This is a genomic window from uncultured Aquimarina sp. (genome assembly GCF_947500065.1).
Classification (GTDB): domain Bacteria; phylum Bacteroidota; class Bacteroidia; order Flavobacteriales; family Flavobacteriaceae; genus Aquimarina.
Map to the genome: position 1 here is coordinate 542,693 of NZ_CANMQT010000004.1, position 26,948 is coordinate 569,640.

Annotated in this window: 28 protein-coding genes and 2 tRNA genes; 19 read left to right on the forward strand and 11 right to left on the reverse strand. The window is 32.5% G+C overall.

All coding sequences use genetic code 11. From position 1 onward, the window contains the following. Nucleotides 1-3: 3 nt before the first annotated feature. From Q0975_RS15205 to Q0975_RS15215, 3 genes are all read right to left on the reverse strand, one after another. Nucleotides 4-681 (reverse strand): ABC transporter ATP-binding protein, encoded by a 678-nt coding sequence (locus Q0975_RS15205; protein WP_299438138.1) that lies wholly within the window; start codon nt 679-681, stop codon nt 4-6. After that, nucleotides 678-1,595 (reverse strand): hypothetical protein, encoded by a 918-nt coding sequence (locus Q0975_RS15210; protein ID WP_299438140.1) that lies wholly within the window; start codon nt 1,593-1,595, stop codon nt 678-680. The genes Q0975_RS15205 and Q0975_RS15210 overlap by 4 nt, the downstream gene beginning before the upstream one ends. Nucleotides 1,596-1,706: 111 nt before the next feature. Next, nucleotides 1,707-2,315, reverse strand: a complete 609-nt coding sequence (locus tag Q0975_RS15215; protein ID WP_299438142.1) for an NUDIX domain-containing protein — start codon at nt 2,313-2,315, stop codon at nt 1,707-1,709. Between the two features lie 8 nt (nt 2,316-2,323). Here Q0975_RS15215 and pyrE point away from each other — a divergent pair, with 8 nt between their 5' ends. Then, nucleotides 2,324-2,965, forward strand: a complete 642-nt coding sequence (pyrE, locus tag Q0975_RS15220; protein ID WP_299438144.1) for an orotate phosphoribosyltransferase — start codon at nt 2,324-2,326, stop codon at nt 2,963-2,965. Between the two features lie 13 nt (nt 2,966-2,978). After that, nucleotides 2,979-3,371 carry an SRPBCC family protein gene (locus Q0975_RS15225; RefSeq protein WP_299438146.1) on the forward strand — a complete coding sequence of 131 codons (393 nt, stop codon included), beginning with the start codon at nt 2,979-2,981 and terminating at the stop codon, nt 3,369-3,371. A gap of 11 nt (nt 3,372-3,382) precedes the next feature. Here Q0975_RS15225 and Q0975_RS15230 read toward each other — a convergent pair whose 3' ends face one another. Next, nucleotides 3,383-4,114 carry a biotin--[acetyl-CoA-carboxylase] ligase gene (locus Q0975_RS15230; RefSeq protein ID WP_299438148.1) on the reverse strand — a complete coding sequence of 244 codons (732 nt, stop codon included), beginning with the start codon at nt 4,112-4,114 and terminating at the stop codon, nt 3,383-3,385. A 90-nt stretch (nt 4,115-4,204) separates the two neighbouring features. Between Q0975_RS15230 and rsfS the strand changes: the two genes are divergently transcribed. The 6 genes from rsfS (at nt 4,205) to Q0975_RS15260 (ending at nt 8,987) form a co-directional block, all read left to right on the forward strand. Next, on the forward strand, nt 4,205-4,576 hold the full coding sequence (gene rsfS / locus Q0975_RS15235; protein WP_299438150.1) for a ribosome silencing factor: 372 nt from the start codon (nt 4,205-4,207) through the stop codon (nt 4,574-4,576). An 11-nt stretch (nt 4,577-4,587) separates the two neighbouring features. Next, the gene (ftsH, locus tag Q0975_RS15240; RefSeq protein WP_299438152.1) at nt 4,588-6,534 is read left to right on the forward strand and encodes an ATP-dependent zinc metalloprotease FtsH; all 1,947 of its coding nucleotides are present in this window, start codon (nt 4,588-4,590) and stop codon (nt 6,532-6,534) included. 121 nt (nt 6,535-6,655) lie between these two features. Further along, the gene (locus tag Q0975_RS15245; RefSeq protein ID WP_299438154.1) at nt 6,656-7,267 is read left to right on the forward strand and encodes an LUD domain-containing protein; all 612 of its coding nucleotides are present in this window, start codon (nt 6,656-6,658) and stop codon (nt 7,265-7,267) included. 1 nt (nt 7,268) lies between these two features. Next, nucleotides 7,269-8,078, forward strand: coding sequence for a phosphatidate cytidylyltransferase (locus Q0975_RS15250; protein WP_299438155.1), 810 nt, complete (start codon nt 7,269-7,271; stop codon nt 8,076-8,078). Next, a complete protein-coding gene (locus tag Q0975_RS15255; RefSeq protein ID WP_299438157.1) occupies nt 8,068-8,715 on the forward strand; it encodes a phosphatidylserine decarboxylase family protein in 648 nt (215 codons plus the stop codon). Before Q0975_RS15250 ends, Q0975_RS15255 begins: the two co-directional genes overlap by 11 nt. A gap of 2 nt (nt 8,716-8,717) precedes the next feature. Continuing rightward, nucleotides 8,718-8,987: an acyl-CoA-binding protein gene (locus Q0975_RS15260; RefSeq protein WP_299438159.1), complete on the forward strand. Its 270-nt coding sequence runs from the start codon at nt 8,718-8,720 to the stop codon at nt 8,985-8,987. Between the two features lie 55 nt (nt 8,988-9,042). On the opposite strand, the gene Q0975_RS15265 is transcribed toward Q0975_RS15260, so the two are convergent. Next, nucleotides 9,043-11,676 carry a valine--tRNA ligase gene (locus Q0975_RS15265; protein ID WP_299438161.1) on the reverse strand — a complete coding sequence of 878 codons (2,634 nt, stop codon included), beginning with the start codon at nt 11,674-11,676 and terminating at the stop codon, nt 9,043-9,045. 126 nt (nt 11,677-11,802) lie between these two features. On the opposite strand from Q0975_RS15265, the gene Q0975_RS15270 reads away from it, so the two are divergent. Next, nucleotides 11,803-12,207: a DUF1573 domain-containing protein gene (locus tag Q0975_RS15270; RefSeq protein ID WP_299438163.1), complete on the forward strand. Its 405-nt coding sequence runs from the start codon at nt 11,803-11,805 to the stop codon at nt 12,205-12,207. 53 nt (nt 12,208-12,260) lie between these two features. Here Q0975_RS15270 and Q0975_RS15275 read toward each other — a convergent pair whose 3' ends face one another. Then, on the reverse strand, nt 12,261-13,640 hold the full coding sequence (locus Q0975_RS15275) for an aspartyl protease family protein (protein WP_299438165.1): 1,380 nt from the start codon (nt 13,638-13,640) through the stop codon (nt 12,261-12,263). Nucleotides 13,641-13,745: 105 nt separating this feature from the next. Between Q0975_RS15275 and Q0975_RS15280 the strand changes: the two genes are divergently transcribed. From Q0975_RS15280 to Q0975_RS15295, 4 genes are all read left to right on the forward strand, one after another. Beyond that, nucleotides 13,746-14,975, forward strand: a complete 1,230-nt coding sequence (locus tag Q0975_RS15280; RefSeq protein ID WP_299438167.1) for a pyridoxal phosphate-dependent aminotransferase — start codon at nt 13,746-13,748, stop codon at nt 14,973-14,975. 67 nt (nt 14,976-15,042) lie between these two features. After that, on the forward strand, nt 15,043-16,056 hold the full coding sequence (gene murB, locus Q0975_RS15285) for a UDP-N-acetylmuramate dehydrogenase (protein ID WP_299438169.1): 1,014 nt from the start codon (nt 15,043-15,045) through the stop codon (nt 16,054-16,056). A gap of 104 nt (nt 16,057-16,160) precedes the next feature. Then, nucleotides 16,161-16,367: a membrane or secreted protein gene (locus tag Q0975_RS15290; RefSeq protein WP_299438171.1), complete on the forward strand. Its 207-nt coding sequence runs from the start codon at nt 16,161-16,163 to the stop codon at nt 16,365-16,367. A gap of 32 nt (nt 16,368-16,399) precedes the next feature. Next, nucleotides 16,400-16,972, forward strand: coding sequence for a sigma-70 family RNA polymerase sigma factor (locus Q0975_RS15295; RefSeq protein ID WP_299438173.1), 573 nt, complete (start codon nt 16,400-16,402; stop codon nt 16,970-16,972). Between the two features lie 53 nt (nt 16,973-17,025). Here Q0975_RS15295 and Q0975_RS15300 read toward each other — a convergent pair whose 3' ends face one another. Next, nucleotides 17,026-17,259, reverse strand: a complete 234-nt coding sequence (locus tag Q0975_RS15300; RefSeq protein WP_299213528.1) for a hypothetical protein — start codon at nt 17,257-17,259, stop codon at nt 17,026-17,028. 546 nt (nt 17,260-17,805) lie between these two features. On the opposite strand from Q0975_RS15300, the gene lipA reads away from it, so the two are divergent. Genes lipA through Q0975_RS15315 form a run of 3 tightly spaced genes read left to right on the forward strand, consistent with a single transcriptional unit; the run spans nt 17,806 to nt 21,960 of the window. Beyond that, a complete protein-coding gene (gene lipA / locus Q0975_RS15305) occupies nt 17,806-18,678 on the forward strand; it encodes a lipoyl synthase (protein ID WP_299438175.1) in 873 nt (290 codons plus the stop codon). Nucleotides 18,679-18,704: 26 nt separating this feature from the next. Next, complete coding sequence (gene gap / locus Q0975_RS15310) at nt 18,705-19,709, forward strand: type I glyceraldehyde-3-phosphate dehydrogenase (protein WP_299438177.1); 1,005 nt, start codon at nt 18,705-18,707, stop codon at nt 19,707-19,709. Between the two features lie 28 nt (nt 19,710-19,737). Then, nucleotides 19,738-21,960, forward strand: a complete 2,223-nt coding sequence (locus tag Q0975_RS15315) for a response regulator (protein WP_299438179.1) — start codon at nt 19,738-19,740, stop codon at nt 21,958-21,960. Nucleotides 21,961-22,064: 104 nt separating this feature from the next. Here the strand turns inward: Q0975_RS15315 and lpxK are convergent, their stop codons facing one another. Next, nucleotides 22,065-23,072 carry a tetraacyldisaccharide 4'-kinase gene (lpxK, locus tag Q0975_RS15320; protein WP_299438181.1) on the reverse strand — a complete coding sequence of 336 codons (1,008 nt, stop codon included), beginning with the start codon at nt 23,070-23,072 and terminating at the stop codon, nt 22,065-22,067. Between the two features lie 109 nt (nt 23,073-23,181). Here lpxK and Q0975_RS15325 point away from each other — a divergent pair, with 109 nt between their 5' ends. The 3 genes from Q0975_RS15325 to Q0975_RS15335 all read left to right on the forward strand — a co-directional run bounded on the left by Q0975_RS15325 (nt 23,182) and on the right by Q0975_RS15335 (nt 26,378). Continuing rightward, nucleotides 23,182-24,276: a Nif3-like dinuclear metal center hexameric protein gene (locus tag Q0975_RS15325; RefSeq protein ID WP_299438183.1), complete on the forward strand. Its 1,095-nt coding sequence runs from the start codon at nt 23,182-23,184 to the stop codon at nt 24,274-24,276. A gap of 3 nt (nt 24,277-24,279) precedes the next feature. Next, a complete protein-coding gene (locus Q0975_RS15330) occupies nt 24,280-25,059 on the forward strand; it encodes a C4-type zinc ribbon domain-containing protein (protein WP_299438185.1) in 780 nt (259 codons plus the stop codon). A gap of 74 nt (nt 25,060-25,133) precedes the next feature. Further along, the gene (locus tag Q0975_RS15335; RefSeq protein ID WP_299438187.1) at nt 25,134-26,378 is read left to right on the forward strand and encodes a glycosyltransferase; all 1,245 of its coding nucleotides are present in this window, start codon (nt 25,134-25,136) and stop codon (nt 26,376-26,378) included. A gap of 75 nt (nt 26,379-26,453) precedes the next feature. Here Q0975_RS15335 and rpsT read toward each other — a convergent pair whose 3' ends face one another. From rpsT to Q0975_RS15350, 3 genes are all read right to left on the reverse strand, one after another. Next, entirely contained in the window at nt 26,454-26,702 is a 249-nt protein-coding gene (gene rpsT / locus Q0975_RS15340) for a 30S ribosomal protein S20 (protein WP_299438189.1), read from the reverse strand. A 35-nt stretch (nt 26,703-26,737) separates the two neighbouring features. Beyond that, a tRNA-Glu gene (locus Q0975_RS15345) sits at nt 26,738-26,809 on the reverse strand. 68 nt (nt 26,810-26,877) lie between these two features. Continuing rightward, a tRNA-Glu gene (locus tag Q0975_RS15350) sits at nt 26,878-26,948 on the reverse strand.

Consider the following 26,948-nt stretch of genomic DNA (forward strand, 5'->3'; position numbering starts at 1 on the left):
TTGCTATAAATTCAACTTATCTATTTTAACTCCAACACCAGAGGATTGCATCTCTTTTTCAATGATTTCAAATTGGGGTTTACCGACGCTTTTTACAATACTTCCATTTTTTAAATAATGTAAATAATCGCAAGTTTCATACAAAGTAGAAAAAATATGTGATGATAAAACCACGATCTTGTTCAGCTCTTTTAATTTAGTTAAAACCTGATTGATAATAATATTACTGTAGATATCAACTCCGTTAAATGGCTCATCCAAAATAAAAATATCATTCTTTTGTAAGAGAACACCCGTTAATGCCAACTTCTTTTTCATTCCTGTAGAATATGTTTCGGCATATTGACTCAAAGGTAGATCGAAAATATTTTTTTCTTCAAAATCACTTATTTTAATATTTCTAGCGTTACACAATAATTGTAAATATTCTTTTCCAGTAATCTTGGAGAGAAAATATGGATTCGTTGGCAAAAACCCTATGGAGTCTTTTATTTTACCTTCTGTATATTTTACTGTCCCTTTAAAATTTTCCATACCCGAAATAGCCCTAAACAAAGTTGTTTTTCCAGCCCCATTCTCTCCTACAATACCATGAATTTCTCCTGGGCTAAATGCTAAATTGACATCATTAAGCACCTTATTATTTCCGTAATGTTTATGTAATTTTTTAATATATATCATTTCAGTAGTTGATCTAAGTTATTTATAGCCTTGTTATAAAAATAAGGTATCGCAATTACCATAATTGGCGGAAACAAAAGACATAAAACACCTATTATCCCTTGAAACATTTCCATTCCCTGATTCTGAAAAGAATATTTCATCAATAAATACATCATCATATACAAAAAACCCATACACAAGAAAAACAAGGTTATATACCACTGATCAAGATAAAAAATTGATAAAGTAATAAGAATCGGAAGCGCTAACACAAAACTATTTCGAAAAGCTATTAATATTTTATGTTTTAGAAATTCTCTAGAATTCATAGCATGAACCCAAATATAAAATTTAGGATCCGGTTTCAGATAATAGCTCGAACAAACGAAAAAAACTGATACCAAAGAGAATATACCTAAGTTAAAATTGTCCTTATAGACAGTTACAAAAGCTACACCATAAATCAACAAGAATAACCAAAACGTTTTACGAAAACCTACAATAAAATCCGGAGGTCTTTTACCAAAAGGCGTAGGTATTGTTATTGAAATTTTATTCTTTTTATTGGCGAATGATATAGAGAATGTCAGAAAACATGCCAACAACGCTTCTATAAAACACATTTTATAAATTAAAAACATTACAAACGGTGCTACTTTAAGTAAGTTATTATAAACTATAATTTTTTGATAGTTAATTGCTGAAAAATGCTGTTTCAAAAACCTAGCATGTTCGGTGTTACTTAAAGTATAAGCAAAAACAATACTAATCATAACATATATATAATTAGCATATAAAACTTTATCAAAAAAACTTGAAGATATCCAACAAAATAACACGATGATTAATGGGTATCCTATAAAAGGTTCTGTCCCAAAATCCTTAAAAATTCGATAAATACGCTTGTATTGTAATTGGTAGTAATACCTCAAAGATTATTGATTTAAAAAATGAAACAATGTATATCATATGTCATAAGATGAACACAAAAGTTACAATCCATTTCTCTTCTTAACTTCTTAAAATAAATCTTTAAGTGTTAACTATGATAAATAATCATGAGAAAAAAGCTTTTTTATATTCGCATATGAATTAGTTAATGCCTTTTTTGCTTTTTTCCTATTTTTCCATTTTACTTTAGTGATACCTTCTTCTTTCTGAGGCACTAATACTCCATTAAATTCAGTTTTCATCTCAAACCAGTACGTAACCTTCAATCGAAATTCTCCATTTCTTCTGAATACATGAAATGTTTTATATAAAAATTTAGTGATTTCTAAACCTGTTACTCCTGTCTCCTCCTCTACCTCCCGAACAGCTGCAGTTTCTATATGCTCATTTTTTTCTATTTTACCTTTAGGCAAATCCCATTTTCCATTACGATAGATAAAAAGAATTTCATCTTCCGCATTATAGGCTTTACCTCCTCCTGCAATCACTACCGGTAATTTAGCATACAAATGTTCGATAAGCTTATTCTCACTTTTATGATAAAAATGGTATTTCGCCTCCTCACCTTCATCCTCTTTTTGCAAAATATCCCTTATAATTTTAGGAAATTCTACTTCTTTGATATGAATTGTTTCATAATCTTTAATTACCTTTTTTGTAGATAGAATAATAGGCGTATTATTCACAAAAACTTTATACATTTGCAACTATGATTTTTGATAAAAATACAGCAAAAAAAACTGCTGAACTACTATTGCAAATTAATGCAATTAAATTACAACCACAAGAACCTTTTACATGGGCTTCTGGATGGAAATCTCCTATCTATTGTGATAACCGCGTAACACTCTCTTATCCTGTTATCCGGAATTTCTTAAGAGAGAACCTTGCTAAGTTTATCGAAGAAAAATATGGCAAGCCTGATGTGATAGCAGGAGTAGCTACTGGAGCTATTGGTATTGGCATGCTAGTAGCTGAGCAATTAAATCTACCTTTTATCTATGTACGCCCAGAAGCGAAAAAGCATGGAAGGAAAAACCAAATAGAAGGAATTGTTCCTTCAGGAAAAAATGTAGTGGTAGTAGAAGACTTGATTAGCACCGGAAAAAGTAGTCTTAATGCAGTAAAAGCATTAAATGAAGTAAATGCCAATGTAAAAGGAATGGTAGCTATTTTTAATTACGGTTTTGATATTGCATCAAAAAACTTCGAAGAAGCGGCATTATCTTTGCACACTTTAAGTAATTATGAAAATCTTCTGGAACAAGCATTAGACACTAATTACATTACTGAAGAACAACAAGAAACACTACAAAACTGGAGAGTTAATCCAGCAGAGTGGAATCAATAAATTTTTAATCTCCATGAATTTAAAAAGCCCTACAGTTACTGTAGAAAAAACTCAACAAGAAGTATTTGAATTTTTAATGAAAGTTGAAAACTTCGAACAATTAATGCCAGAAAGCAAACAAAAGTTTGAAAAACTAAATGATGTTCGATTTCTTTTTCAATTAAAAGGAATGCCAGAAATCGTTTTGGAACATAAAGAAAATACGGAACACTCAACGGTAATCCTTGGAGCAGCTAGTGAAAAGCTACCTTTTACACTGACTGCTGACATATTGGATACTGGAGACAATAAATGTACGACTCAACTTATTTTTGAAGGTAAGTTTAACGCCATGATGGGTATGATGATCAAAAATCCTATCCAAAATTTCATTAATACATTGAGTGAAAATATTGGTAAGCTTTAGTCTTTACCTTTTTAATATAACAACTTTACTTCTTTCAGATCGAAACTTTTGACAATCTCATCTTCTAAAAGTATTTGAAGCTTTCCGAACGAAGTAATACCTTGAATAATACCAACGAAAGAATTACCCTTTACATCTAAAAATGTAGAGGGTTTATTTTTTCTAAACAGTAACGATTCGTATTCTTCCTTAAGAACTTTAAAAATAGAGGTCGTAAGGATTGAAAATCGATATTCAAGTCTTGTTAATAGTATAGACAAGATTTCATCTAAATCGAAATTCTTACCCAAAAGTTGTTTTATGGATCCTGCAAGCGGAAGATTATCAAAATTCTGTTGATTTACATTTATTCCGACACCTACGATCGCACCTCTTAATCTGCCATTATTAACAAGATTTTCAATCAATATACCACATATCTTAAATCTATCTGACAGAATGTCGTTTGGCCATTTTATAGATAATTTAGGCAACGTTAGTATATCTAAAGTATCATATACCGCCAGCGAAACGGTCATCGAAATATAAAACTGATCCATCACATCAAGTTCATCAACAGGCAAAAACACACTACAGGTAAGGTTTTCTCCTGAATTACTTTGCCAAATAGTTCCCATCTGCCCCTTACCTTGTAGTTGTTCTTTTGCAACAACACAAACGGGTTTTGTGAAATATTTTTCTCGATTCATGTCTCTAAGAAAAGTATTTGTTGAGTCAATGGCATCAACTTTGATTATATGCATAAATAACGATGTGAAAGTTTTTACAAATGTCCGCAAATACAGACATTAAAACCATAAAAAGTAATAACTTTACACAAATTAAAGAAATGCATGACTAAAAAAGAAATCGGTACTGATGAATTAATAACTCAAATTATTAAAGGTATTGAAGAAGTAAAGGGTAATGACATCAGTATATTAGATTTGCGAGAAATCGAAAATACCGTTTGTAGTTATTTTGTTATTTGTAACGGAACTTCTAATACTCAAGTAAATGCCATTGTTAACTCCATCCAAAAAACAGTAAGCAAATCACTTAAAGACAAACCCTGGCACATTGAGGGTAGTGAAAATGCAGAATGGGTCCTGATTGATTATGTAAACGTGGTTGTACATGTTTTCCAAAAACACATAAGAGAGTTTTATGACATAGAAGGGTTATGGGGAGACGCGAAAACAACAACTATTGAAACGAACTATTAAAAAAAGCGTAAATGGCTAAAGAAAATAAAAAAATAGAACCAAATAAAAAACCAAAGTTTAGCGCATATTGGATTTATGCTGTAATAATTGTTGGATTTTTAGCATTAAATTTTATAGGTGGTAGTGACATGGGATCAGCTCCCGAAACTACTCCTTCAGATTTTAATAATTTCTTAAGTAATGGAGAAGTAGAACGTGTATTAATAGTCAATAGACGTAAAGCAAGAGTTTTTCTGACTCAAGAAGCAAAAAGCCAAGAAAAACATACTAAAAATAAAAAGAATTCAATACTACCAACTAGTCCTAATGATCCGGATTATGAGTTCGAATTTGGAGATCTGCAAAACTTCGAAAATGATATTGCAAGAATAAAAAGTGAAAATGGAGTAGCTACTGAGGTAGGTTACGATACGGAAAGTAATATGTGGGGTGATATTTTTATCACTTTACTTCCTTTTGCGCTAATTATTGGTGTATGGATATTTATTATGCGAAGAATGAGTGGTGGCGCTGGTGGTGGTGCCGGTGGACAAATTTTCAACATTGGTAAATCTAAAGCAAAACTGTTTGATCAAAATACTGATGTAAAAGTTTCTTTCGAAAATGTAGCTGGTCTGGAAGGAGCCAAAGAAGAGGTTCAGGAAATTGTAGATTTCTTGAAGAATCCTGAAAAATACACTTCTTTAGGTGGAAAAATACCAAAAGGAGCATTATTAGTGGGTCCTCCTGGAACAGGAAAAACATTATTAGCGAAAGCTGTAGCCGGAGAAGCCAAAGTACCTTTCTTTTCTTTATCGGGATCTGATTTTGTAGAAATGTTTGTTGGTGTTGGAGCTTCCAGAGTTCGTGATCTTTTCAAACAAGCGAAAGAAAAATCTCCTGCTATCATTTTTATTGATGAGATTGATGCTATTGGTCGAGCAAGAGGAAAAAGTAATTTCTCTGGATCAAATGATGAACGAGAAAATACACTAAATCAACTTCTAACAGAAATGGATGGTTTTGGCACAAATACTAACGTAATTGTTATAGCTGCCACCAACCGTGCAGATGTCCTAGATAAAGCTTTAATGAGAGCTGGTCGTTTTGACAGACAAATCTATGTAGATCTTCCAGATGTTAGAGAACGTAAAGAAATATTCGAAGTGCACCTTAAACCTCTTAAAAAGGAAGAAGGATTAGATACTGATTTCCTATCAAAACAAACACCGGGATTCTCTGGAGCTGATATTGCTAATGTATGTAATGAAGCTGCACTTATCGCAGCTCGTAAAGGTAATAAAGCAGTTGGTAAACAGGATTTCCTTGACGCAGTAGACAGAATTGTCGGTGGATTAGAAAAGAAAAATAAGATAGTTACACCAGGAGAAAAACGTGCTATTGCATTCCATGAAGCAGGTCATGCCACAGTAAGTTGGATGTTAGAACACGCAGCTCCTTTAGTAAAAGTAACTATTGTTCCTAGAGGACAATCTCTAGGTGCTGCTTGGTATCTTCCTGAGGAAAGACTCATAGTTCGTCCTAATCAAATGTTAGATGAAATGTGTGCCACTCTTGGAGGTCGTGCAGCAGAAAAAGTAATCTTTGATGAGATTTCCACAGGAGCTTTAAGCGACTTAGAAAAAGTTACAAAACAAGCTCGTGCTATGGTAACCGTTTATGGTTTAAATGATAAAATTGGTAATTTAACATATTACGATTCTTCTGGTGAAAATGAATATGGTTTTACAAAGCCATATAGTGAGCAAACTAGTGAACTAATTGACAAAGAGATTTCCAATATTATCGAAGAGCAATATCAACGTGCTATCAAGTTATTAGAAAAAAACAAAGATAAATTAACTGAACTTGCGGAAGTACTGCTAGAGAAAGAGGTTATATTCAAAGATAATTTAGAGAAAATCTTTGGAGAACGTCCATTTGGTAAAAAAGAAGAGACAATAATAGAGCCTTCATAAGAACAATTATTGTAGTTTTTACTAGTAAATTAAAAAAATCTTAATCTAATGAGAATATTAGATTAAGATTTTTTTATCTTTGAAGGTATTGTTAACCCGTAATCCCCGATCGAATCTAAACATGAGTCTATTTAGAAGAATATTTTCCTCAAAATCTAAATCAGACCAAAAGAGTAAGGAACGTCATGCTGATGATCGCAGTAAGTATATGCCCGAAATCAATCTTCCGGTTGATGAAAGCTTTATGATTAATTTCAAAAGGAATGGTGGTAAATTCTTGTATTGCGATAATGAAGATGAAGTACTTGATTCTTTTGACAAGATTCTATTGGAAAATGATTGGTATGAAAAAGATGTATGCTGCTTCGATATGGGGCTTGAGCATAAATTTTCAGGATTCAATCTTAGCTTTGTAAAAAAATCTCCAGCATCATTTTTTTTTGCTACCTGTGAGTATCTCATCGCTGATAGTGGAGCTATTCTTATCTCATCTAATCAATTAAGAGAAAAAAAGCTAACAGAGTTACCCGATGACTTTATCATACTAGCATCTACCAGTCAATTAGTTAATACCATTGGAGAAGGACTTAAAGGAATTAAAGAGAAAAACAAAAATTCAATCCCCTCTAATATCACTACCATCAAAAACTTCGAACCGCAAAAAGAAAAAGACTTCTTAAGCTATGGAAGTAGCTCAAAAAATCTATATTTGCTGCTGCTGGAAGATTTATAATATGAAGGAACTGCTCACAAGGTCTTTATCGGGATTTTTATATATCTCGATATTATTAATTTCTATATTTATTTCTAAATATACCTTTGTTGGAGTATTCTTAGTCTTTGGTATTATCTGCATCTATGAATTTCAGAAATTAATTCATTTAAAAAAAGCTTGGCTCTACTTAGTTTTTATTGGGTGTCTCCTTTTATTACACACTCCTAATTTTCAAGTTCCGTTATACGCTATTCTAATCACCTTAGGACTCACCATAATTACTCAATTATTTTTAGTGAGAGATCTTATTACTATTAGAATAATCCCTATGTTCGAGAAAAGAAAATACTTTACTAGTATATTTTATCTTATTACATCTATTCTATTTTTAACACTTATACCTTGCTATAATGGAGAGTACAATCCCATAATGATAGCTGGACCGCTTCTAATGATATGGACCAACGATACATTTGCTTATTTGGTTGGTAAAAATTTCGGAAAGCGTAAATTATTAGAACGCATATCACCAAAAAAAACCATAGAAGGTTTTATAGGTGGGTTTCTGTTTACTTTAATAGCTGGATATTTAATAGCATTTTTTTCTGACACGCTATCGGTAAGCGTTTGGTTGATTATAAGTATAATTATGAGTATTTTTGGTACTCTTGGAGATCTTATACAATCTAAGTTCAAAAGGCAAGCTGGTGTAAAAGACAGTGGATCAATAATGCCTGGACATGGCGGGATTTTTGATCGGTTAGATAGTATTATATTCGCCAGTCCATTTTTATACGCATTTTTACAAATATTAAATTATGTTTCATAAAGAAGGTTACAAAATTATTTCAGTTGCAATAGTACTTTTTTTAGGTATTAATGCAGCATCTTATGTGTCGATTCAGATTGATGAATGGATCATTGCTATATTTTCTGTAACATTAGTTTTTTTGATATTAATATTACAGTTTTTCAGAAATCCGAAAAGACATACTGATGTTAATGACAATACCGTTGTAGCACCTGTTGATGGAAAAGTAGTGGTAATTGAAGAGGTATTTGAAAAGGAGTATTTTCAGGAAAAGAGATTACAGGTATCTATTTTTATGTCACCTATTAATGTACATGTTACCAGACACCCAATTAATGGAGAAGTAAAGTTGAGTAAATACCACCCTGGTAAATATCTGGTTGCTTGGCATCCTAAGGCTTCTGAAGAAAACGAACGAACTACTGTAGTTGTAAAAAACAACTTCGTAGAAATTCTTTATAGACAAATTGCTGGGGCATTAGCAAAAAGAATCGTAAATTATGCTAAAGAAGGTGAAAAAGTAAGCCAAGGTTCGGATAGTGGATTTATTAAATTTGGCTCTAGAGTGGATGTTTTTCTGCCAGTAGGAACAAAAATTAATGTTTCTTTGAACCAAAAAGTTAAAGGAGGGGAAAGTATTATCGCGAATGTATAGTTATGACCAATGAGGAGTTAAATATCGCTTTCCAAAAGGCTTTTGAGAAAGCCAGTAGTACTAAAATTGAATTGCCTCCAGATGTTATGCTTCATTTCTATGCATACTATAAACAAGCAATGCATACGGAAGGTTTTTACACTCCATCAGGAGATAGTGAGTTAAGAAATGCTTTTAAGCTTAATGCTTTATTTCAAGTAAAGAATCTTACTCCAGATCAAGCCAAACTAAAGTATATAGAACTAGTAAATAAGTATATTACCGATATATAAAAAAAGCACTTTAATTTTCATTAAAGTGCTTTTTTCTTCTAATAACTTTCTTAGACTATTGCAAACCCGAAAGACTTGATTTTAGTGTCGCTATTTTTGCTTCAGCATCAGCTGCTTTTTTACGTTCGTTAGCAATAACTTGTTCTGGTGCATTATTTACAAAACGCTCATTCTGAAGTTTTTTCTGAACAGATTTTAAAAACCCTTCGGTGTATACTAATTCCTCAGTAAGCTTCTTAATCTCATCTCCCACATTAATCGCCCCAGAAACAGGAATAAAATACTCATTAGATTTCACTCTAAAAGAAAGCGCTCCATCTACTTTATCATTCACATAAGCTAAAGAAGAGATATTCCCCAATTTAGTAACAACTGAATCAAAGGTAGTAGGTGTATTCTCATTATTTACAACCATCAATTCGATTGTTTCCTTAAATGATATATTTTTTTCTTTACGAATCGTTCTAACTCCCGAAATTACATCTGCAGCAACCTCGAACTCTTTTACTAAGGTTTCGTCAGCAGAAGTAATTTCTGGCCAACTAGATACAATTAAAGCTTCCTCTGGAGTTCTATTAGCAATATCTTGCCAGATTTCTTCAGAAATGAAAGGCACAAAAGGATGTACTATTTTTAATGTATCTTCTAGTATTGCAATTACCTCTTTATATGTCTTAGCATCAATTGGGCTTTTATAAGCAGGTTTGATCATCTCCAACAGCCAACCACTAAAATCATCCCTAACTAGTTTATAGGTAATCATTAATGCATCACTAATTCTATATTTAGAATATGCATCTTCTAACTCTACTAAAGTATTTTGAAACTTCGATCGATACCATTCAATTGCTATTGCGGATGATTGCGGTTGTTCGATTACAGAATCTACCTCCCATCCACTTATAAGATTATAAGAATTATATATTTTATTTACAAACGATTTCCTTCCTTGATCACAAAGATCTTCATCAAACATCAAGTCATTACCCGCAGGAGAACTTAACAACATCCCTACCCTTATAGCATCTGCTCCATATTTAGATATTAAATCTAACGGATCAGGAGAATTACCTAAAGATTTAGACATTTTACGTCGTTGTTTATCCCTTACTATACCTGTAAGATAAACATTAGTAAAAGGCTTCTCATTTCTATACTCATATCCAGCAATGATCATTCTTGCTACCCAGAAAAACAGAATTTCTGGAGCTGTTACTAAATCATTAGTCGGATAATAATAGTTGATTTCTTTATTATCCGGTTCTAAAATACCATTAAACACACTCATTGGCCATAACCAAGAAGAAAACCATGTATCCAAAGCATCAGGGTCTTGTTTTAGATCAGCATCTGTTAAAGAAGTATTACCCGTTCTTTCCTTTGCTAAAATCAGCGCCTCTTCTTTACTTTCTGCAACTACAAAATCTTCTTTACCATCACCGTAGAAATATGCAGGGATTTGATGCCCCCACCATAACTGACGGGAGATATTCCAATCTCTTACATTCTCCATCCAATGGCGATATGTATTTATAAATTTCTCAGGAACTAGATTAACATCTTTATCTAATACCGCATCCAACGCAGGCTTAGCTAAATCTTCCATTTTTAGAAACCATTGATCACTCAATTTTGGTTCTATTACCGCTTTAGTACGCTCGCTGGTTCCTACTTTATTAAGGTGTGTTTCTGTTTTTTCCAGAATTCCTAAACCTTCTAATTCCTTAAGAATCTCCTTTCTTACTACAAAACGATCTTTCCCTTCATAACGTAATCCAAAAGAATTCAATGTAGCATCATCATTAAAAATATCTATTACCTCTAATTTATGCTTATCACCTAAAACTTTATCATTTTGATCGTGTGCCGGAGTCACTTTTAAACATCCAGTACCAAATTCCATGTCTACGTATTCATCTTCAATGATAGGAATTGCTCTATTTGCAATAGGTACAATTGCTTTTTTACCCTTTAAATGTGTAAATCGTTCATCATTTGGGTTAATACAGATCGCAGTATCACCCATAATTGTTTCTGGACGAGTTGTAGCAATCGTTAACGTATCATTACTTCCTTCTATTTTATATTTTAAATAATAAAGGTTTCCTTGTTTTTCTTCATAAATCACCTCTTCATCAGACAAGGTAGTCTTTGCTTCAGGATCCCAATTAACCATCCTGTATCCTCTATATATCAAGCCTTTATTATATAAATCAACAAAAACTTTAATTACAGATGCAGACAAATTGTCATCCATTGTAAACGCAGTACGTTCCCAATCACAAGAAGCACCAAGTTTTTTAAGCTGCTCTAAAATAATCCCACCGTGTTTATGAGTCCATTCCCAAGCATGTTCTAAAAATTCCTCGCGAGTAAGATCATTTTTATCAATTCCTTCCTCTTTTAACTTTGCCACTACTTTAGCTTCAGTTGCTATAGAGGCGTGATCCGTACCTGGAACCCAACAAGCATTGTACCCTTTAAGACGAGCTCTTCTGATCAATACATCTTGTATTGTATTATTAAGCATATGGCCCATATGTAGCACTCCTGTTACATTAGGAGGAGGAATAACAATAGTATATGCCTCTCTATCATCAACTTCAGAATGGAAATAATTGTTCTCCATCCAGTAGCTATACCACTTATCTTCTATTGATTTTGCATCATATTTTCCTTCTAAAGCCATAGTTTGGTCTGATTTTTGGAATTTAGAGTGCAAAAGTAATTATTATATACGACAACGTGAAAGTCTTTCGTGATTTTGAAGTTGGATAAAAAGTAACTACTTTTACAAATTATAAAAACCTACGTTATGAAAAATGTAATGATGATTTTATTTATTGGTTTTCTGGGAATTACCCTAAATGCTCAGGATACTAAAGCAAAAATCGAATTTAAAGCAGAAGTAATCGATTATGGTGAAATCACTAAAGGTAGTGATGGTATTCGCCAGTTCGAATTCACAAATACAGGGGACGCTCCTTTGATTATTTCTAGAGTATACTCTAGTTGTGGATGTACTATACCTAAAAAACCAGAAGATCCAATTGCTCCAGGAGCAACGGGAATCATAGAAGTGAAGTATGACACAAAACGAGTAGGACCTATTCGTAAGACTATAACAGTTTATTCTAATGCAGAGGAGTCTACTAAAGCTATTAAGATTAAAGGCACTGTGCTAGATGATACCAAAAGTGTTCTGGAAAAAAAGAACTAAAAAATATCACATATTTTTTATAGAAGGTTTTACGTTTACTCGTAAAACCTTTTTTATATCACTTTTTTAAGAAAGAACGTAAATTTCATTTCCACACCCATACGGTCTACTTTAATTGTAATTTTTTTACCCTCTTCTGAGTAAAACAAATCATTTAAATCCGAAAGCTTATATAAATGAGACTTACGACCATTTACTTCTAAAACTTTATCGTCTTTTAGCAAACCTGCCAATGCCGCTGGTGAATCTGGCCTAACTTCAGTAATTTTATACTCTGACTCTAAGGAATACACAAAAGTACTTGCGTCCGCTTTATAAACATTAACTGAGATTTTACCGTTGTCCTTGCTTATAAAGCCCAATGATGGTTTAGAAGAACCTTTACGTATATTATAATTCTTTATAACTCGTACTCCACTGTGCTGAACAGTAAGACCACTCATATTATAATAGAATGGCTTATTAAAAAAACCATTCTTTTTAAAAGAGATTTTTTTGTTTGGGTAATCCACAATTAAATTAAATCTTCTTAACACACTACCTCCTATGGATCCTTGACGATTCTTCAATGAGATTCCTTGAATATATAGAGAATCAGGAAAAGAAGCTGTCACTTCTTTTATCTCAAAATCACCAATATAAAAACCGTCCACTTTAGTTTTTTTACCATAAATATCGCCATTGAAACCTTTTCCTAGAAAATCATCAAATGAACTACTTGGAACAGTAAGACCCATTTCTGGGTTCTCAAATAGCCATAATGCGGAACTAGACCCAGAATCTAGCAAAAGATTCACATCAATCAATCCTTTACTAGTTTTATATTTAGCCTTAATTAAAGGTCGCTTTCTTCCATTACTTATGCCTAAATCCGTCTGATAACATTTTCTACACTTTTTATACTTATATGATTCAGGATTAAATATTTTAATAACTTCTTTGGAGTAATTGATATTCAAAATGAATTCCTTAAAGAGATCATACCCTATAATCCCATGAACAGGAAACCCCATTAAAGGTGAAAAATTCATAGATTCATCAAAGATCATATATACAGTATGATCTGCACTATAAGCATTTCCTATTTTCAATAAATTGTTAGTAGATTTAATTGCTTCTGCTGGTTCATCATTTCCTAAACCCCTAAGTAAAATTTTTGAAGCATTTTTTAATTCCAAAGATTCTCTTTTATCAATACTAAAAAGAATAGTAGAACCTACTCCTGTATCCAATATAAAAGATAACTGAACTCCATTAAGCTCAACAGGTATTATAATAAGGTTATTTGCCAATTCAAACTTAATTTTATCACTACGCACACCTTCAGGTAATTTAAAACCCTCTTGTGCACTAAAAGTAAAAGAAGTAAGTAAAAAAAGAATTAGGGCGTTCTCTTTAAGAAAATGATAAAAATCCCAGTACAAAATCTTCATTCCACTAAATATAGAAAAATACTTGAAAATTCCTGATAATAATTAACTTAAATCCTAAATAATTTAAGAAATTTACCGCTATTTTACTTTATAAATTCAAAAAGAATGCCTGTAATATCAAGTAAAGGTAAGGCTATGCCCGAATCACCGATTCGTAAGCTAGCTCCTTTTGCAGAAAAAGCGGTAAAAGAAGGGAAACATATTTTTCATCTTAATATCGGTCAACCAGATATAAAAACACCTATCGAGGCTCTGGACGCAGTAAGAAATCATAAATTAGATGTTCTTGCATATAGTCATTCAGCAGGTTTTGAAAGTTTTAGAAATAAATTAGCTGGTTATTATGCCAAACATGATATCACTATATCTTCTAATGACATCTTAGTCACCACTGGAGGTAGCGAGGCATTAATTTTTACAATGGGCAGTATCACGGATCCTGGTGATGAAATTATAGTTCCAGAACCATTTTATGCTAATTACTATAGTTTTTCTACGCAATCTACAGTAACTGTGGTACCTGTAATTTCAAAGATTGATAATGGGTTTGCATTACCTCCAATAAAAGATTTTGAGAAACTTATAACACCAAAAACCAAAGCTATCCTTATTTGCAACCCAGGAAATCCTACTGGTTACCTGTATAGTAAAGAAGAAATACAACAACTTGCTCAACTTGCTATCAAGTATGATTTATTTTTAATCTCTGACGAGGTATATAGAGAATTTGTATATGGGGATTCTGAACATTACTCCATCTTACAAGAAAGAGCTCTTGATGATCATGCAATAGTTGTTGATTCCGTTTCTAAACGATACAGCATGTGTGGAGCTAGAATAGGTTGTATGGTAAGTAAAAACAAAAGTGTTATGGAGACTGCAATGAAATTTGCTCAAGCTAGACTGAGTCCTCCTACTTTTGCGCAAATTGCTAGTGAAGCGGCGCTAGAAGCTCCTGAATCATATTACACTGAAACTGTTGCAAAATACAAAACAAGAAGAGACACTTTAGTTAAAGGACTTAGGGAAATTCCCGGTGTTAAAGTAGCTATGCCGAACGGAGCATTTTATTGTATTGCGGAATTACCTATAACAGATGCTGATCATTTTACTAAATGGCTTTTGGATGAGTTTCACGTAAATAATGAAACTGTCATGTTAGCACCAGCTTCTGGATTTTACTCTAGTCCTAATGAGGGATTAAATCAGGTTAGAATAGCATATGTTCTAAACAGAAGAGATCTTAAAAAAGCAATCAATATATTAAAACTAGCTTTAGACAATTATACTGATCAACAACCTTTAGTAGCTGTCGAACAAAAAATTAGCTTATAAAAGCATAAATAATCATATATTTCGCAAACTAAAAAGAAAATAATATCTAATCCAAATTTAATCTTTTTTGAAAATAGAACGTAACAAATCTCTTAAAAGCCATAATACATTTGGCATAGATGTAAAAGCATCAGAATTTATAGAAATTAATTCTGAAAAAGAACTTATAGAGACTCTTTCTATTCATAAGAACAAGAGGATTTTCATTCTCAGTGGTGGAAGCAATATGTTACTTACCAAAGATCTAGAAGCTCTAGTTCTACATATTGCAATGAAAGGGATCACCACAACTATTCAGTCTAGTAATTCGGTATTAGTTTCCGCTAACGCAGGAGAAAATTGGCATGATTTCGTTCAATTCTGCATCAACAATAATTTTGGTGGCCTAGAAAACCTGTCATTAATTCCTGGTTATGTAGGCAGTGCTCCAATCCAAAATATTGGAGCCTATGGTGTAGAGTTAAAGGATAAATTTATTAGTTGTGAAGCAATTCATCTAAGTACCGGAGAGAAAAAAAAATTCACAAAAGAAGATTGTAATTTTGGTTACAGGAATTCTATTTTCAAAAATGAACTAAAAGGAAAATATATAATTACCAAAGTAACTTTTCGATTAACTACGAAAGAGCATATACTTAACACAAGTTATGGAGCTATTGAAAATGCTTTGAAAGAAAAAAACACTACCCATCCTACGATTAAGGATGTTTCTGAATCCGTTATAGCTATTAGAAAAAGTAAATTACCCGATCCTGCAGAGATTGGTAATAGTGGGAGTTTTTTTAAAAACCCAGTAGTTACATTACAAGCATTTGAGCAAATACAAAAATCGTATACCAACATTCCGTATTATAAAGTAGATGAAAAAAGTATAAAAGTTCCTGCCGGATGGCTTATTGAACAATGTGGTTTCAAAGGAAAACGTTGGGGAGATGCAGGTGTTCACACTAAACAAGCTTTGGTATTAGTAAACCACGACAACGCTACAGGTCAGGAAATACTAGACCTATCGAAAAAAATTCGGGAAACGATTAAAGAAAAATTTAACATTGTGTTAGAAACCGAGGTAAATATTATTTAAATTGGCTTTTTTTTTTAAATTTTGACATAAATCAAATTTTCTACAAATCACAATTTCAGCTACTTTTCTTTGTATCTTTGCACACAAATTTTGATAGTATTATTATGAAATTGTTATTACTAACAGTTGGTCTTTTATTAATTGCCTTCGCAGGAATTGCAATTAAACTATGGGCTAAAAAAGATGGAAAGTTTGCCGGAACATGTGCCAGTCAAAGCCCTTTCCTTAATAAAGAAGGTGAATCTTGTTCTATGTGTGGTAAAACTCCAGATCAATATGCTAACTGCAATGAAACGGAACACGCTAAATAATCGATTATAGATTTTTATTCAAAAGTGCTTCATTGGAAAAAGAATTCTCAACGCTGTTAGAACATATAAAAAAAGCAAAAGAGGGCAAACAAGCATCCTTTAATTACCTATTGCATACTTTTTGGAATGATGTTTTTAATTTTCAACTTAAGAGGACTCAAAACGAATATGAGGCAGAAGACATAACCATCCAAAGTTTTTCTAAGGCATTCGACAAAATAGACACCTTTAAAGAAGAATACAATTTTAAAACCTGGTTAATTCAGATTTCCAAAAACATCCACATTGATCTATTACGAAAAAAAAATGCATCTATACGCTCTAAAACAACTACAGAAGTTGACGATGTAGTCTATAAAATAATAGATGATACACCTACACCTGAAGATAAATTGATTACCGAGCAAAACCTTGCTCGACTACTTAGATATATCAAACAACTGAAACCACATTACCAAGAAGTCATTAACCTAAGATATTTTCAGGAATTAAGTTACAAAGAGATTTCTGAAGTATTAGATGAACCGATGAATAATGTTAAGGTAAAGTTGCTTAGAGCCAGAAAACTTCTTGCAGAAATCATTACCAATAAAAAAGAGAATTAATTAGGTTTAATGCCTAATTAATTCTCTTTTTCTGCTACAAATAAAAACGTATTCTATCTCAGACTAAAAGTAGCTATTCTTTTTAAGACCTCATGCAAAGGATTAATCCACTTGTCATTTATCTTCTTATCGTATTTGATAAATTTTTGTACCAGTCCTTTTGGAGCTGATATTTCTTTTTCAATACCGGTTATATTAATAAAGTTTTGATTACTAATTAACCATTTTTCGACTCGTTTCCTGTTTTTTTGGAGTTGTTTCTGTTGTTCTAAATCTTCTTTTGACATTTTAATTGGTTTTTTAACTTTTTTTTAATGAATAAAAAATGGGGTTAAGCTAATTTTAACCATGATTTTAAGTTTTTAGACTTAAAATTATGAATATCAAAAATATGAAAAGAAATTTAATTAAACAGAAAAACCTCAATAAAATTATGGTAAAACCGTAATTTTATTGAGAAAATATCCCTTGAATTATTCAAACTGTTTAAGACCATCAACCATAACAAACTGAAAATCAATATCAAAAATTGTTGTTTCTACAATAATGCTCAACAATTATTAATTTTATATTTCTTCTTCTTTTTATCTAAAAATTCCCTTTTGAAATACTTTTTAACATCAATTTTTCAAATAATACTTGAGCAATAAAATTAACTTTTAGATATTATGCTAGATTTTGCTTTCATAAATGTTTTATTATTCATTATATAATGAATTAATAAATTTCTGAATCATCCAAAAATCAATTGCACTTGTAGAATACTTAAGAATATCCAAAACTATATTTTAATCTAAGCTTTCTTTGTATTTTTGTACAAAATATTGCAACGCATGAATAATGATGTTACCACTGTAGCTCCTCCAAAAGGAAAACCAAAATGGCTACGTGTAAAATTGCCTACCGGAAAAAAATATACAGAACTTCGTGGTTTAGTAGATAAATATAACTTACATACTATATGTACTTCTGGTAGTTGTCCTAATATGGGAGAATGTTGGAGTGAAGGAACGGCTACGTTTATGATACTTGGTAATACATGTACTAGATCCTGTGGTTTTTGTGGTGTAAAAACTGGAAGGCCAGAAACTGTGGATTGGGAAGAACCTGAAAAAGTTGCTCGATCCATTAAAATCATGAATATAAAGCATGCAGTTGTTACCTCTGTTGACAGAGATGATTTGGCAGATGGAGGATCAATCATATGGGCAGAAACCATACAAGCGATTCGCAGAATGAATCCTGAAACCACTTTAGAAACTTTAATACCAGATTTTCAAGGGAAAACCAAAAATATTGATAGGATTATTGCCGTAAAACCGGAAGTGGTTTCTCATAATATGGAAACTGTAAAAAGACTTACAAGGGAAGTTCGGATACAAGCTAAATACGAACAAAGTCTTCAGGTTTTAAAATACCTAAAAGATAATGGTATCAACCGTACAAAAAGTGGAATCATGCTTGGTCTTGGAGAAACAGAAGAAGAAGTCATACAAGTACTTAAGGATCTCAGAGCAGTAAATCTAGACATCGTAACTATTGGGCAATACTTACAGCCAAGTAAAAAGCATTTACCTGTGAAACAATTTATCACACCTGATCAATTCAAAAAATATGAAGAGATTGGTCTGGAAATGGGATTCAGACATGTAGAAAGCGGAGCATTAGTTCGTTCTTCATATAAAGCTCAAAAACACCTGACCTAATCATTTATTTTCACAAATAAAGATGTATGCATACTCCAATAAAAGTAGCCATTAATGGATTCGGAAGAATTGGTCGTAATCTTTTTAGATTATTGATTGACAACCCAGATATCGAAGTCCTAGCAATAAATGATATAGCTGACACCAAAACACTTAGTCACCTGCTTAAATATGATAGTATTCATGGAGTCTTATCTAAAAATATATCATATAATAATGACCACATAATAGTGGACAACAAATCGATTCCTTTATTAAACAAAAAACAGCCTTTTGATTGTAATTGGGGAAAGTATGACATAGATATTGTAGTAGAAGCAACTGGAAAATTTAAAACGAAAGAAGCTGCACTACAGCATATCAAAGCTGGTGCTAAAAAGGTAATTCTTTCTGCTCCACCACTTGAAGACTCTATAAAAACTATTGTTTTAGGAGTAAATGAGCACATTCTCAATGGATCAGAAACCATTATCTCTAATGCCTCATGTACGACTAATAATGCAGCACCTATGATCAAAGTAATTAATGAACTTTGTGGTATAGAACAAGCATATATAACTACGGTTCATAGTTATACAACAGATCAAAGTTTACACGATCAACCTCATAGAGATCTAAGAAGAGCCAGAGCTGCTAGTCAATCCATTGTTCCGACTACTACGGGAGCTGCAAAAGCATTAACCAAAATTTTTCCAGAATTAAGTAATGTTATAGGTGGATGCGGGATCAGGGTTCCAGTTCCTGACGGATCACTTACCGATATTACATTTAATGTAAAAAAAGAAACTTCTATTGAAGAAATAAACAATGCCTTTAAAAAAGCGTCAGAATCTCACCTGAAAGGGATTCTCGACTATACGGAAGATCCAATCGTGTCCGTTGATATTATAGGAAATCCTCACTCATGCGTTTTTGACTCTTTGATGACTTCAGTAATAGGAAAAATGGTGAAAATCATCGGTTGGTATGATAATGAAATAGGATATAGCAACAGAATAATAGATTTAATTGTCAACATTTGTAAGAAATAACTATATTAGTTGAGTTATTTCAAGGAAAATGCCAACCCAAATCAAACATTTACTACTTACAATCATACTTAGTTGCAGCTTCATGGCTTCTTCCCAGACGGAAGGAACCAATGAAAACCGCCAAGTTAAAGACTCTATTGAGAACTATCTAACCAAAGCTTCTGAAGCTATTAATACTGCTCGGCTAGAACGGGCATTAGACAATATCACCTTAGCAAAAGAGTTAGCATTCAAAAATCAAGATAATACCTATAGGGCAAAAACCAATCGGGTATTAGCAGAGTTATATTTAGAACTAGGTGATTTCAAAAGCGGAAAAGAACAAATTAAGAATGCAATAGAAATCCAACTTGAAGAAGAGGATGAGATTGCATTGGCAAATTCCTATAATGTTTGTGGATCAATCCACACCAAACTTAGAGATTTCGAAAATGCCCAGAAACATCTTGAACTGGCTTTTTCATTAGTTAAAAAAAATAACCTAGAAGCATTAGAAGGTCCTGTAAAAATTAACCTAGGCCTCCTTGCTCTGGAAATGAATCAACCGGATACTGCCATTAAACACTTTAATAGTGGATTACCTAAAATAGATTTTCTCGAACAATCTTATTATAAAGCAAAACTCTATACTAAAAAGGCAAGAGCTCAAATGGTGATGGGTTTATTGGATGATGCTATCGGTACAAATGATTTAGCAATGCAGATAGGATCAGAAATGGGGTATTTTGAAATAAGATCTGAAAGCTATGAACTATATAGTGAAATCTATGAAAACAAAGAAGAGTTTAAAACTTCATTACTCAATTTAAGACTTCACCAACAATTCAAGGATTCTCTGTTCAATATCAACAAAGAAATCATAGCTCAAGATGCCCGAGCAAAATTAAATGTAGGAGACGATAAGGTTAAAATAGAAGAGTTAACTGAAGAAAACAAGCAACAACAAAAATCTCTAAAATTAGGACGATTAACTACAATATTAAGTATTGCTTTGATTACGATTTTATCACTTCTCACACTTTCTTTATACAAAAATAACAACCTGAGAGCTAGAGCAAATGAACTATTACAAAACAAGAATACAGAACTTATTCTAGCTAAAGAAAATGCAGAACGAGCGAGTGAGGCAAAAGTTCAATTCTTATCCACAATAACACACGAGCTCAGGACTCCTTTGTACGCTGTTACAGGATTAACTCATTTATTATTAGAAGAAAGTCCAACTCCTAATCAAAAAGAGCATCTCAATTCTCTTAAGTTTTCTGGAGAATATCTACTTTCTTTAATTAACAATATTTTAGATCTAAATAAACTAGAAGCTAATAAAGTTGAGGTAGAAAACACTTCCTTCAATCTGCAAAAAAGGATTAACGATGTATTGATAGCCTTAGGGAAATCGGCAAAAGATCGCAACAACAAACTTCATTATGAATTTGACAAAGATATTCCTGGCAAGCTTAAAGGAGATCCACTAAAAATCTCTCAAATCCTTATTAACCTCATTGGTAACTCAATAAAGTTTACTCAAAATGGAGATATCTGGATTAAGGTGAAGATGATCAACCATATTGAAAACAAGGTTTTCCTTAATTTCGAAATTAAAGATAATGGAGTTGGTATCTCTGACAAAAAACAACTGAGTATTTTCGAAAACTTCACACAAGGCTCTGTTCAGATAAACAGAAAATTCGGAGGTACAGGTTTAGGGCTATCTATTGTTAAAAATTTACTATCATTAATGGATAGTGAAATCAAATTAGAAAGTGAATTAGGACAGGGATCTAGATTTCATTTTGATCTCAAATTCGATGTTTTCGAAGATATTGTTTCTAATTACCAAGAAGAAGCTAAGAAAATTGACTATAGCATTATGGTAGACAAAAAAGTACTAGTGGTTGAAGACAATAAAATTAACCAACTTATTACACGTAAGATATTAGAGAAAAATAAAATGATCTGTGATGTAGCAGATAATGGAGATATCGCTGTTAATAAAACAAAAAATGGGGACTTTGATTTAATCCTTATGGATATTCATATGCCAGGCATAAGTGGAATAGAAGCAACAAGACAAATTAGAGAATTTAATACTGAAATTCCTATTGTTGCGCTAACAGCTGTAACACTAGATGACAACTTAGATGAATTCTATAATAATGGCTTTAATGATATCATTCCTAAACCTTATAAAACAGAGGAATTTTTCACTAAACTACATAAGGCTTTATCAAAAAAAGAAACCACTTCTTAACAGTTTGGCATATCTATTGATAAATATCTAACTCAACATAAGAAATCTTTATTTTCTTTGTTTGAGTTAGCCAAAACACATAAAATGAGGTCATATCTATGGCCTCATTTTCTTATATAACTCAGTATGTTATTATCAAAAACTTCTCGATTTTTGATAAACTTCATTTCAATTGGTTGATACCATAATACATCTTCAGAAAAATTAGAAACTAACCGTACATAATCCTTTTCTGTAGTAATTATGCAGGTATGTTTTTTTAACTGATTAAGTTCCGCATCTGTAAAGTTATGATGATCAGGATAATTAATATGAGTAAAATTAAGACCTAAAGAATGATAATAATCAATTAAAGGTTTTGGATTTGCTATCCCTGTTACCAAAGTAAATGAAGTATCTTTTAACGTTTCTACAGATCGCTTTCCGGATACACTAACAATATCGCTTCCATAATCAATTGTTGCAAACAATAAAGCTTGAGATGGTTTAGCCTTTAACTTCTTTACAATTTTCTCCTGAGTTTCTTCTGACAAATCACTCGGACATTTAGTAACCACAATCACATCGGCACGAATAGCACCATGTCTGGGTTCTCGCAAATTTCCGGTCGGTAATACTATATCATCACAATACAAATCATAATAAGGAGTAAGCAAAATATAAAAACCCGCTCTTACTTTACGATGCTGATAAGCATCATCCAATAAAACAACATCTGGATCAGGGCTCTGGGTTTTTAGCCTTGATATTCCATTACGTCTATCTCCATCAACTGCAACTAAAACATTCGGAAATTTAGTTTTAAACTGCAATGGCTCATCTCCTACTTCTTTTGCTGTAGAATCAGTTTGAACCAACTGAAATCCTTTTGTCTCTCTTTTATACCCTCTACTTAATGTTGCTAAAACGACTTTATCATTCAATAAACGGATAAGGTATTCCACCATTGGTGATTTACCTGTACCTCCTACACTTAAATTACCTACAGCAATCACAGGAAAACTATATGAAATTGATTTTTTAATTCCTAAATCATACAATTTATTACGTAACCACGTCACGAAATAGTAGACAGGAACAATGGGTAAAAGTATTTTTCGTAATAAATTCAAAAGCGTAACCTTATTGTTGATTATATTATAATGACAAATGTATAAAACGAAACTTTGATTATTGGCAAAAGTTTTTTTACATTCAATTTATATTTAAAAACATTCACAGATGCAGATTAATGAGGTCATACAACACCTTGAAACTTTAGCGCCAACAAACTATGCTGAAGATTTTGACAATGTAGGGTTATTAGTTGGAGATAAGAACACTACCGTTACTGGAATTCTTGTTACACTAGACACTTTAGAAATTATTATAGACGAAGCTATAGAAAAAAACTGCAATCTTATTGTAAGCTTTCATCCTATCGTTTTTAAAGGCATCAAAAAATTTAACGGTAATAACTATGTAGAGCGAGTTATAATGAAGGCCATCAAACATGATATTGCCATTTTCGCAATTCATACCGCCTTAGACAATGCTTTATATGGTGTAAATGATATGATATGTGAGCAATTAGAATTGAATAACAGAAAAATTCTTATTCCTCAAAGTGGAAACATAAAAAAACTAATCACTTTTGCTCCTAGTAAAGAAGCTGATGCATTGCGATCCAAACTATTCGAAGCAGGAGCGGGAACTATTGGGAATTATGACAATTGTAGTTTTTCGTCAGAAGGAACTGGAACTTTCCGAGCTTCCGAAAATGCGAGCCCTTCTATTGGCGAAATTGGAAAAACCCATCACGAAAAAGAAACTCAAATACAGATCACATACCCTAAACACAACGAAGGTAAAATTCTAAAGACATTAATTGACAACCACTCTTATGAAGAAGTTGCCTACGAAATCACAACTTTAGAAAACAAAAACCAACATATCGGTATGGGAATGATTGGAGAGCTACCTAAAGAAATGGAAGAAATAGCATTCTTGAAGCATATTAAAGAAATATTTAAAACTGGTAGTGTCAGACATTCTGCATTACTAGGCAAACCTATTAAAAAAGTTGCCGTATTAGGAGGTAGTGGTAGTTTTGCAATTAAAAATGCACAAGTGGCTGGAGCAGATGTATTTATAACAGCTGATTTAAAATATCATCAATTTTATGAAGCAGAAGGAAAGCTTATTCTAGCAGATATTGGTCATTATGAAAGTGAACAGTACACAAAAAACCTAATTGTTACTTATCTTAGAAAAAAAATCAGTAATTTTGCAATCATTTTATCGGATAAAAACACCAATCCCATTCAATACATATAAAATATGGCAAAGAAAGAAGTTACTGTTGAGCAAAAATTAAGAGCACTGTATGATTTGCAATTAATTGACTCTAGAGTTGATGAGATTAGAAATGTACGTGGAGAACTTCCATTAGAAGTAGAAGATCTTGAAGATGAAGTAGCCGGATTAAATAAAAGATTAGAAAAACTAAACGCAGATCTTGAAACCATTGACGAAGGCATCAAGACTAAGAAAAATCTAATCGAAGAAGCTAAATCTTTAATAAAAAAATACGGAGAGCAACAGAAAAATGTACGAAACAACCGTGAGTACAACTCTCTCAGTAAAGAAATAGAGTTTCAGGAACTAGAAATTCAGTTATCGGAAAAACATATCAAAGAGTTTAAGGTTCAGATTATTCAGAAAAACGAGATCATAGATCAAACCAAAGAACGTCTTTCAGAGAGAGACAAACACCTTGGTCACAAAAAAGGTGAACTTGATGCTATTCTTGCTGAAACTGAGAAAGAAGAACAAGCTTTAATTGCTAAATCTGAAGATTTCCAGAAACAAATTGAAGAAAGATTAGTAGCTGCTTATAAAAGAATAAGAAATAACGTAAAGAATGGACTAGCAGTAGTACCAATCGAGCGTGGAGCCTCAGGAGGTTCTTTCTTTACTATTCCTCCTCAAGTTCAGATGGAGATTGCTTCTCGTAAAAAAATCATTACTGATGAGCATAGTGGTCGTATCTTAGTAGATCAAGCTTTAGCACAAGAAGAAAAAGAAAAAATGGAGACAATGTTTTCAAAGTTATCATAAATCTATTTTTTTTTACATAATATTATAGCCTCAGAAATTTCTGAGGCTTTTTTATTTCCTTCAAATGCGAGTAAATGAATAATATACTTATTATAGGTAATGTATGGCCAGAACCCAATTCTTCTGCAGCAGGGAGCAGAATGCTACAGTTAATACAACTATTCTTATCCAAAAACTGGAGCGTTACTTTTGCAAGTACCGCGATAGAAAGTAATCACATGCATGACATCGCTTCACTCGGAGTCAATAAAATGAATATTGAAATTAACAATGATAGTTTTGACCATTTTATTAAAGATTTAAAACCAAACATTGTTATGTTCGATAGATTCATGACAGAAGAACAATTTGGATGGAGAGTCACAAAACAACTTCCTAATACCTTAAAAATACTAAACACCGAAGATCTACATAGTCTTCGAAAAACTAGACAAGAGGCATTTAAAAACGAAATCACATTTAGCCACTCAGATTTAAAGAAAAGCGACATAACAAAAAGAGAAATTGCAAGCATATATCGCTGTGACCTTTCCTTAATCATCTCTGATATTGAAATAAACTTATTAAGAAAAGAATTTAATATCACTAAAGAACTAATACACTACCTACCTTTTTTATTAAACCCAATAACAGTAAAAACAAAAGAAAACTGGCCTTCATTTGACAAAAGAGAGCACTTCATGACTATTGGAAATTTTCGTCACGAACCCAACTGGAACAGCGTCTTATATCTAAAAGAAACTATTTGGCCTTTAATAAAAAAACAACTACCAAAAGCTGAGTTGCATATTTACGGAGCGTATCCTCCTCCTAAAGCAACTCAATTACACAATCCACAACAAGGTTTTCATATTAAAGGATGGACAAAAAATGCGCAAGAAGCCATGAAACAAGCGCGCGTATGCCTAGCTCCATTGCGTTTTGGAGCCGGAATCAAGGGTAAATTGGCAGAAGCAATGCTATGCGGAACTCCAAGCACAACTACGACTATTGGCGCAGAAGGCATGCTTGGGGAAGATTCTGACTGGAATGGTTTCATTACAGATAATCCTACAGAATTTGCAAACGCTGCAGTAAAACTACACAACAACCAAAGCATTTGGCATCAAGCACAACAGAATGGAATAGAAATTATTAATACGCTATTTCAAAAAGACAGACATAGCAATAAACTTATTCAACGTATTATTGATTTACAGAATAACCTTGAAGAGCATCGTTCTAAAAACTTTACAGGGTCCATGTTACAATTCCACACCTTACGGAGTACAGAATTCATGTCTCGCTGGATTGAAGAAAAAAACAAACAGCGCAAGTAATCTTATTTTTTTTCAAACAAAAAAAGCTTCTCCATAAAAATGGAGAAGCCTAAATATCGTTAAAATTGTCTCTAATTAAAGAGCAGTTACGTACTTAGCTAATTTAGATTTTAGGTTAGCAGCTTTATTATCATGAATAATATTACGCTTTGCTAATCTATCAATCATAGAAACTACAGAAGGAAACAAAGTTTCAGCCTCTTTCTTATCAGCTTCACGTAATTTCTTGATAGCATTACGTGTCGTTTTATGCTGATATTTGTTTCTAAGACGCTTAGTCTCACTGTTTCTAATTCTCTTTAATGCTGACTTATGATTTGCCATCTTTTCTTTGTTAAATTTCTTTATTATAAAATTCGTAGCCCGTAGGGGAATCGAACCCCTCTTACCAGGATGAAAACCTGGCGTCCTAGCCGATAGACGAACGGGCCATTTTCCTTTTTCAAGGATTGCAAATTTATAGCTTTCACTCTAAATTTGCAATTATTTTTTTAATTCGTAGCCCGTAGGGGAATCGAACCCCTCTTACCAGGATGAAAACCTGGCGTCCTAGCCGATAGACGAACGGGC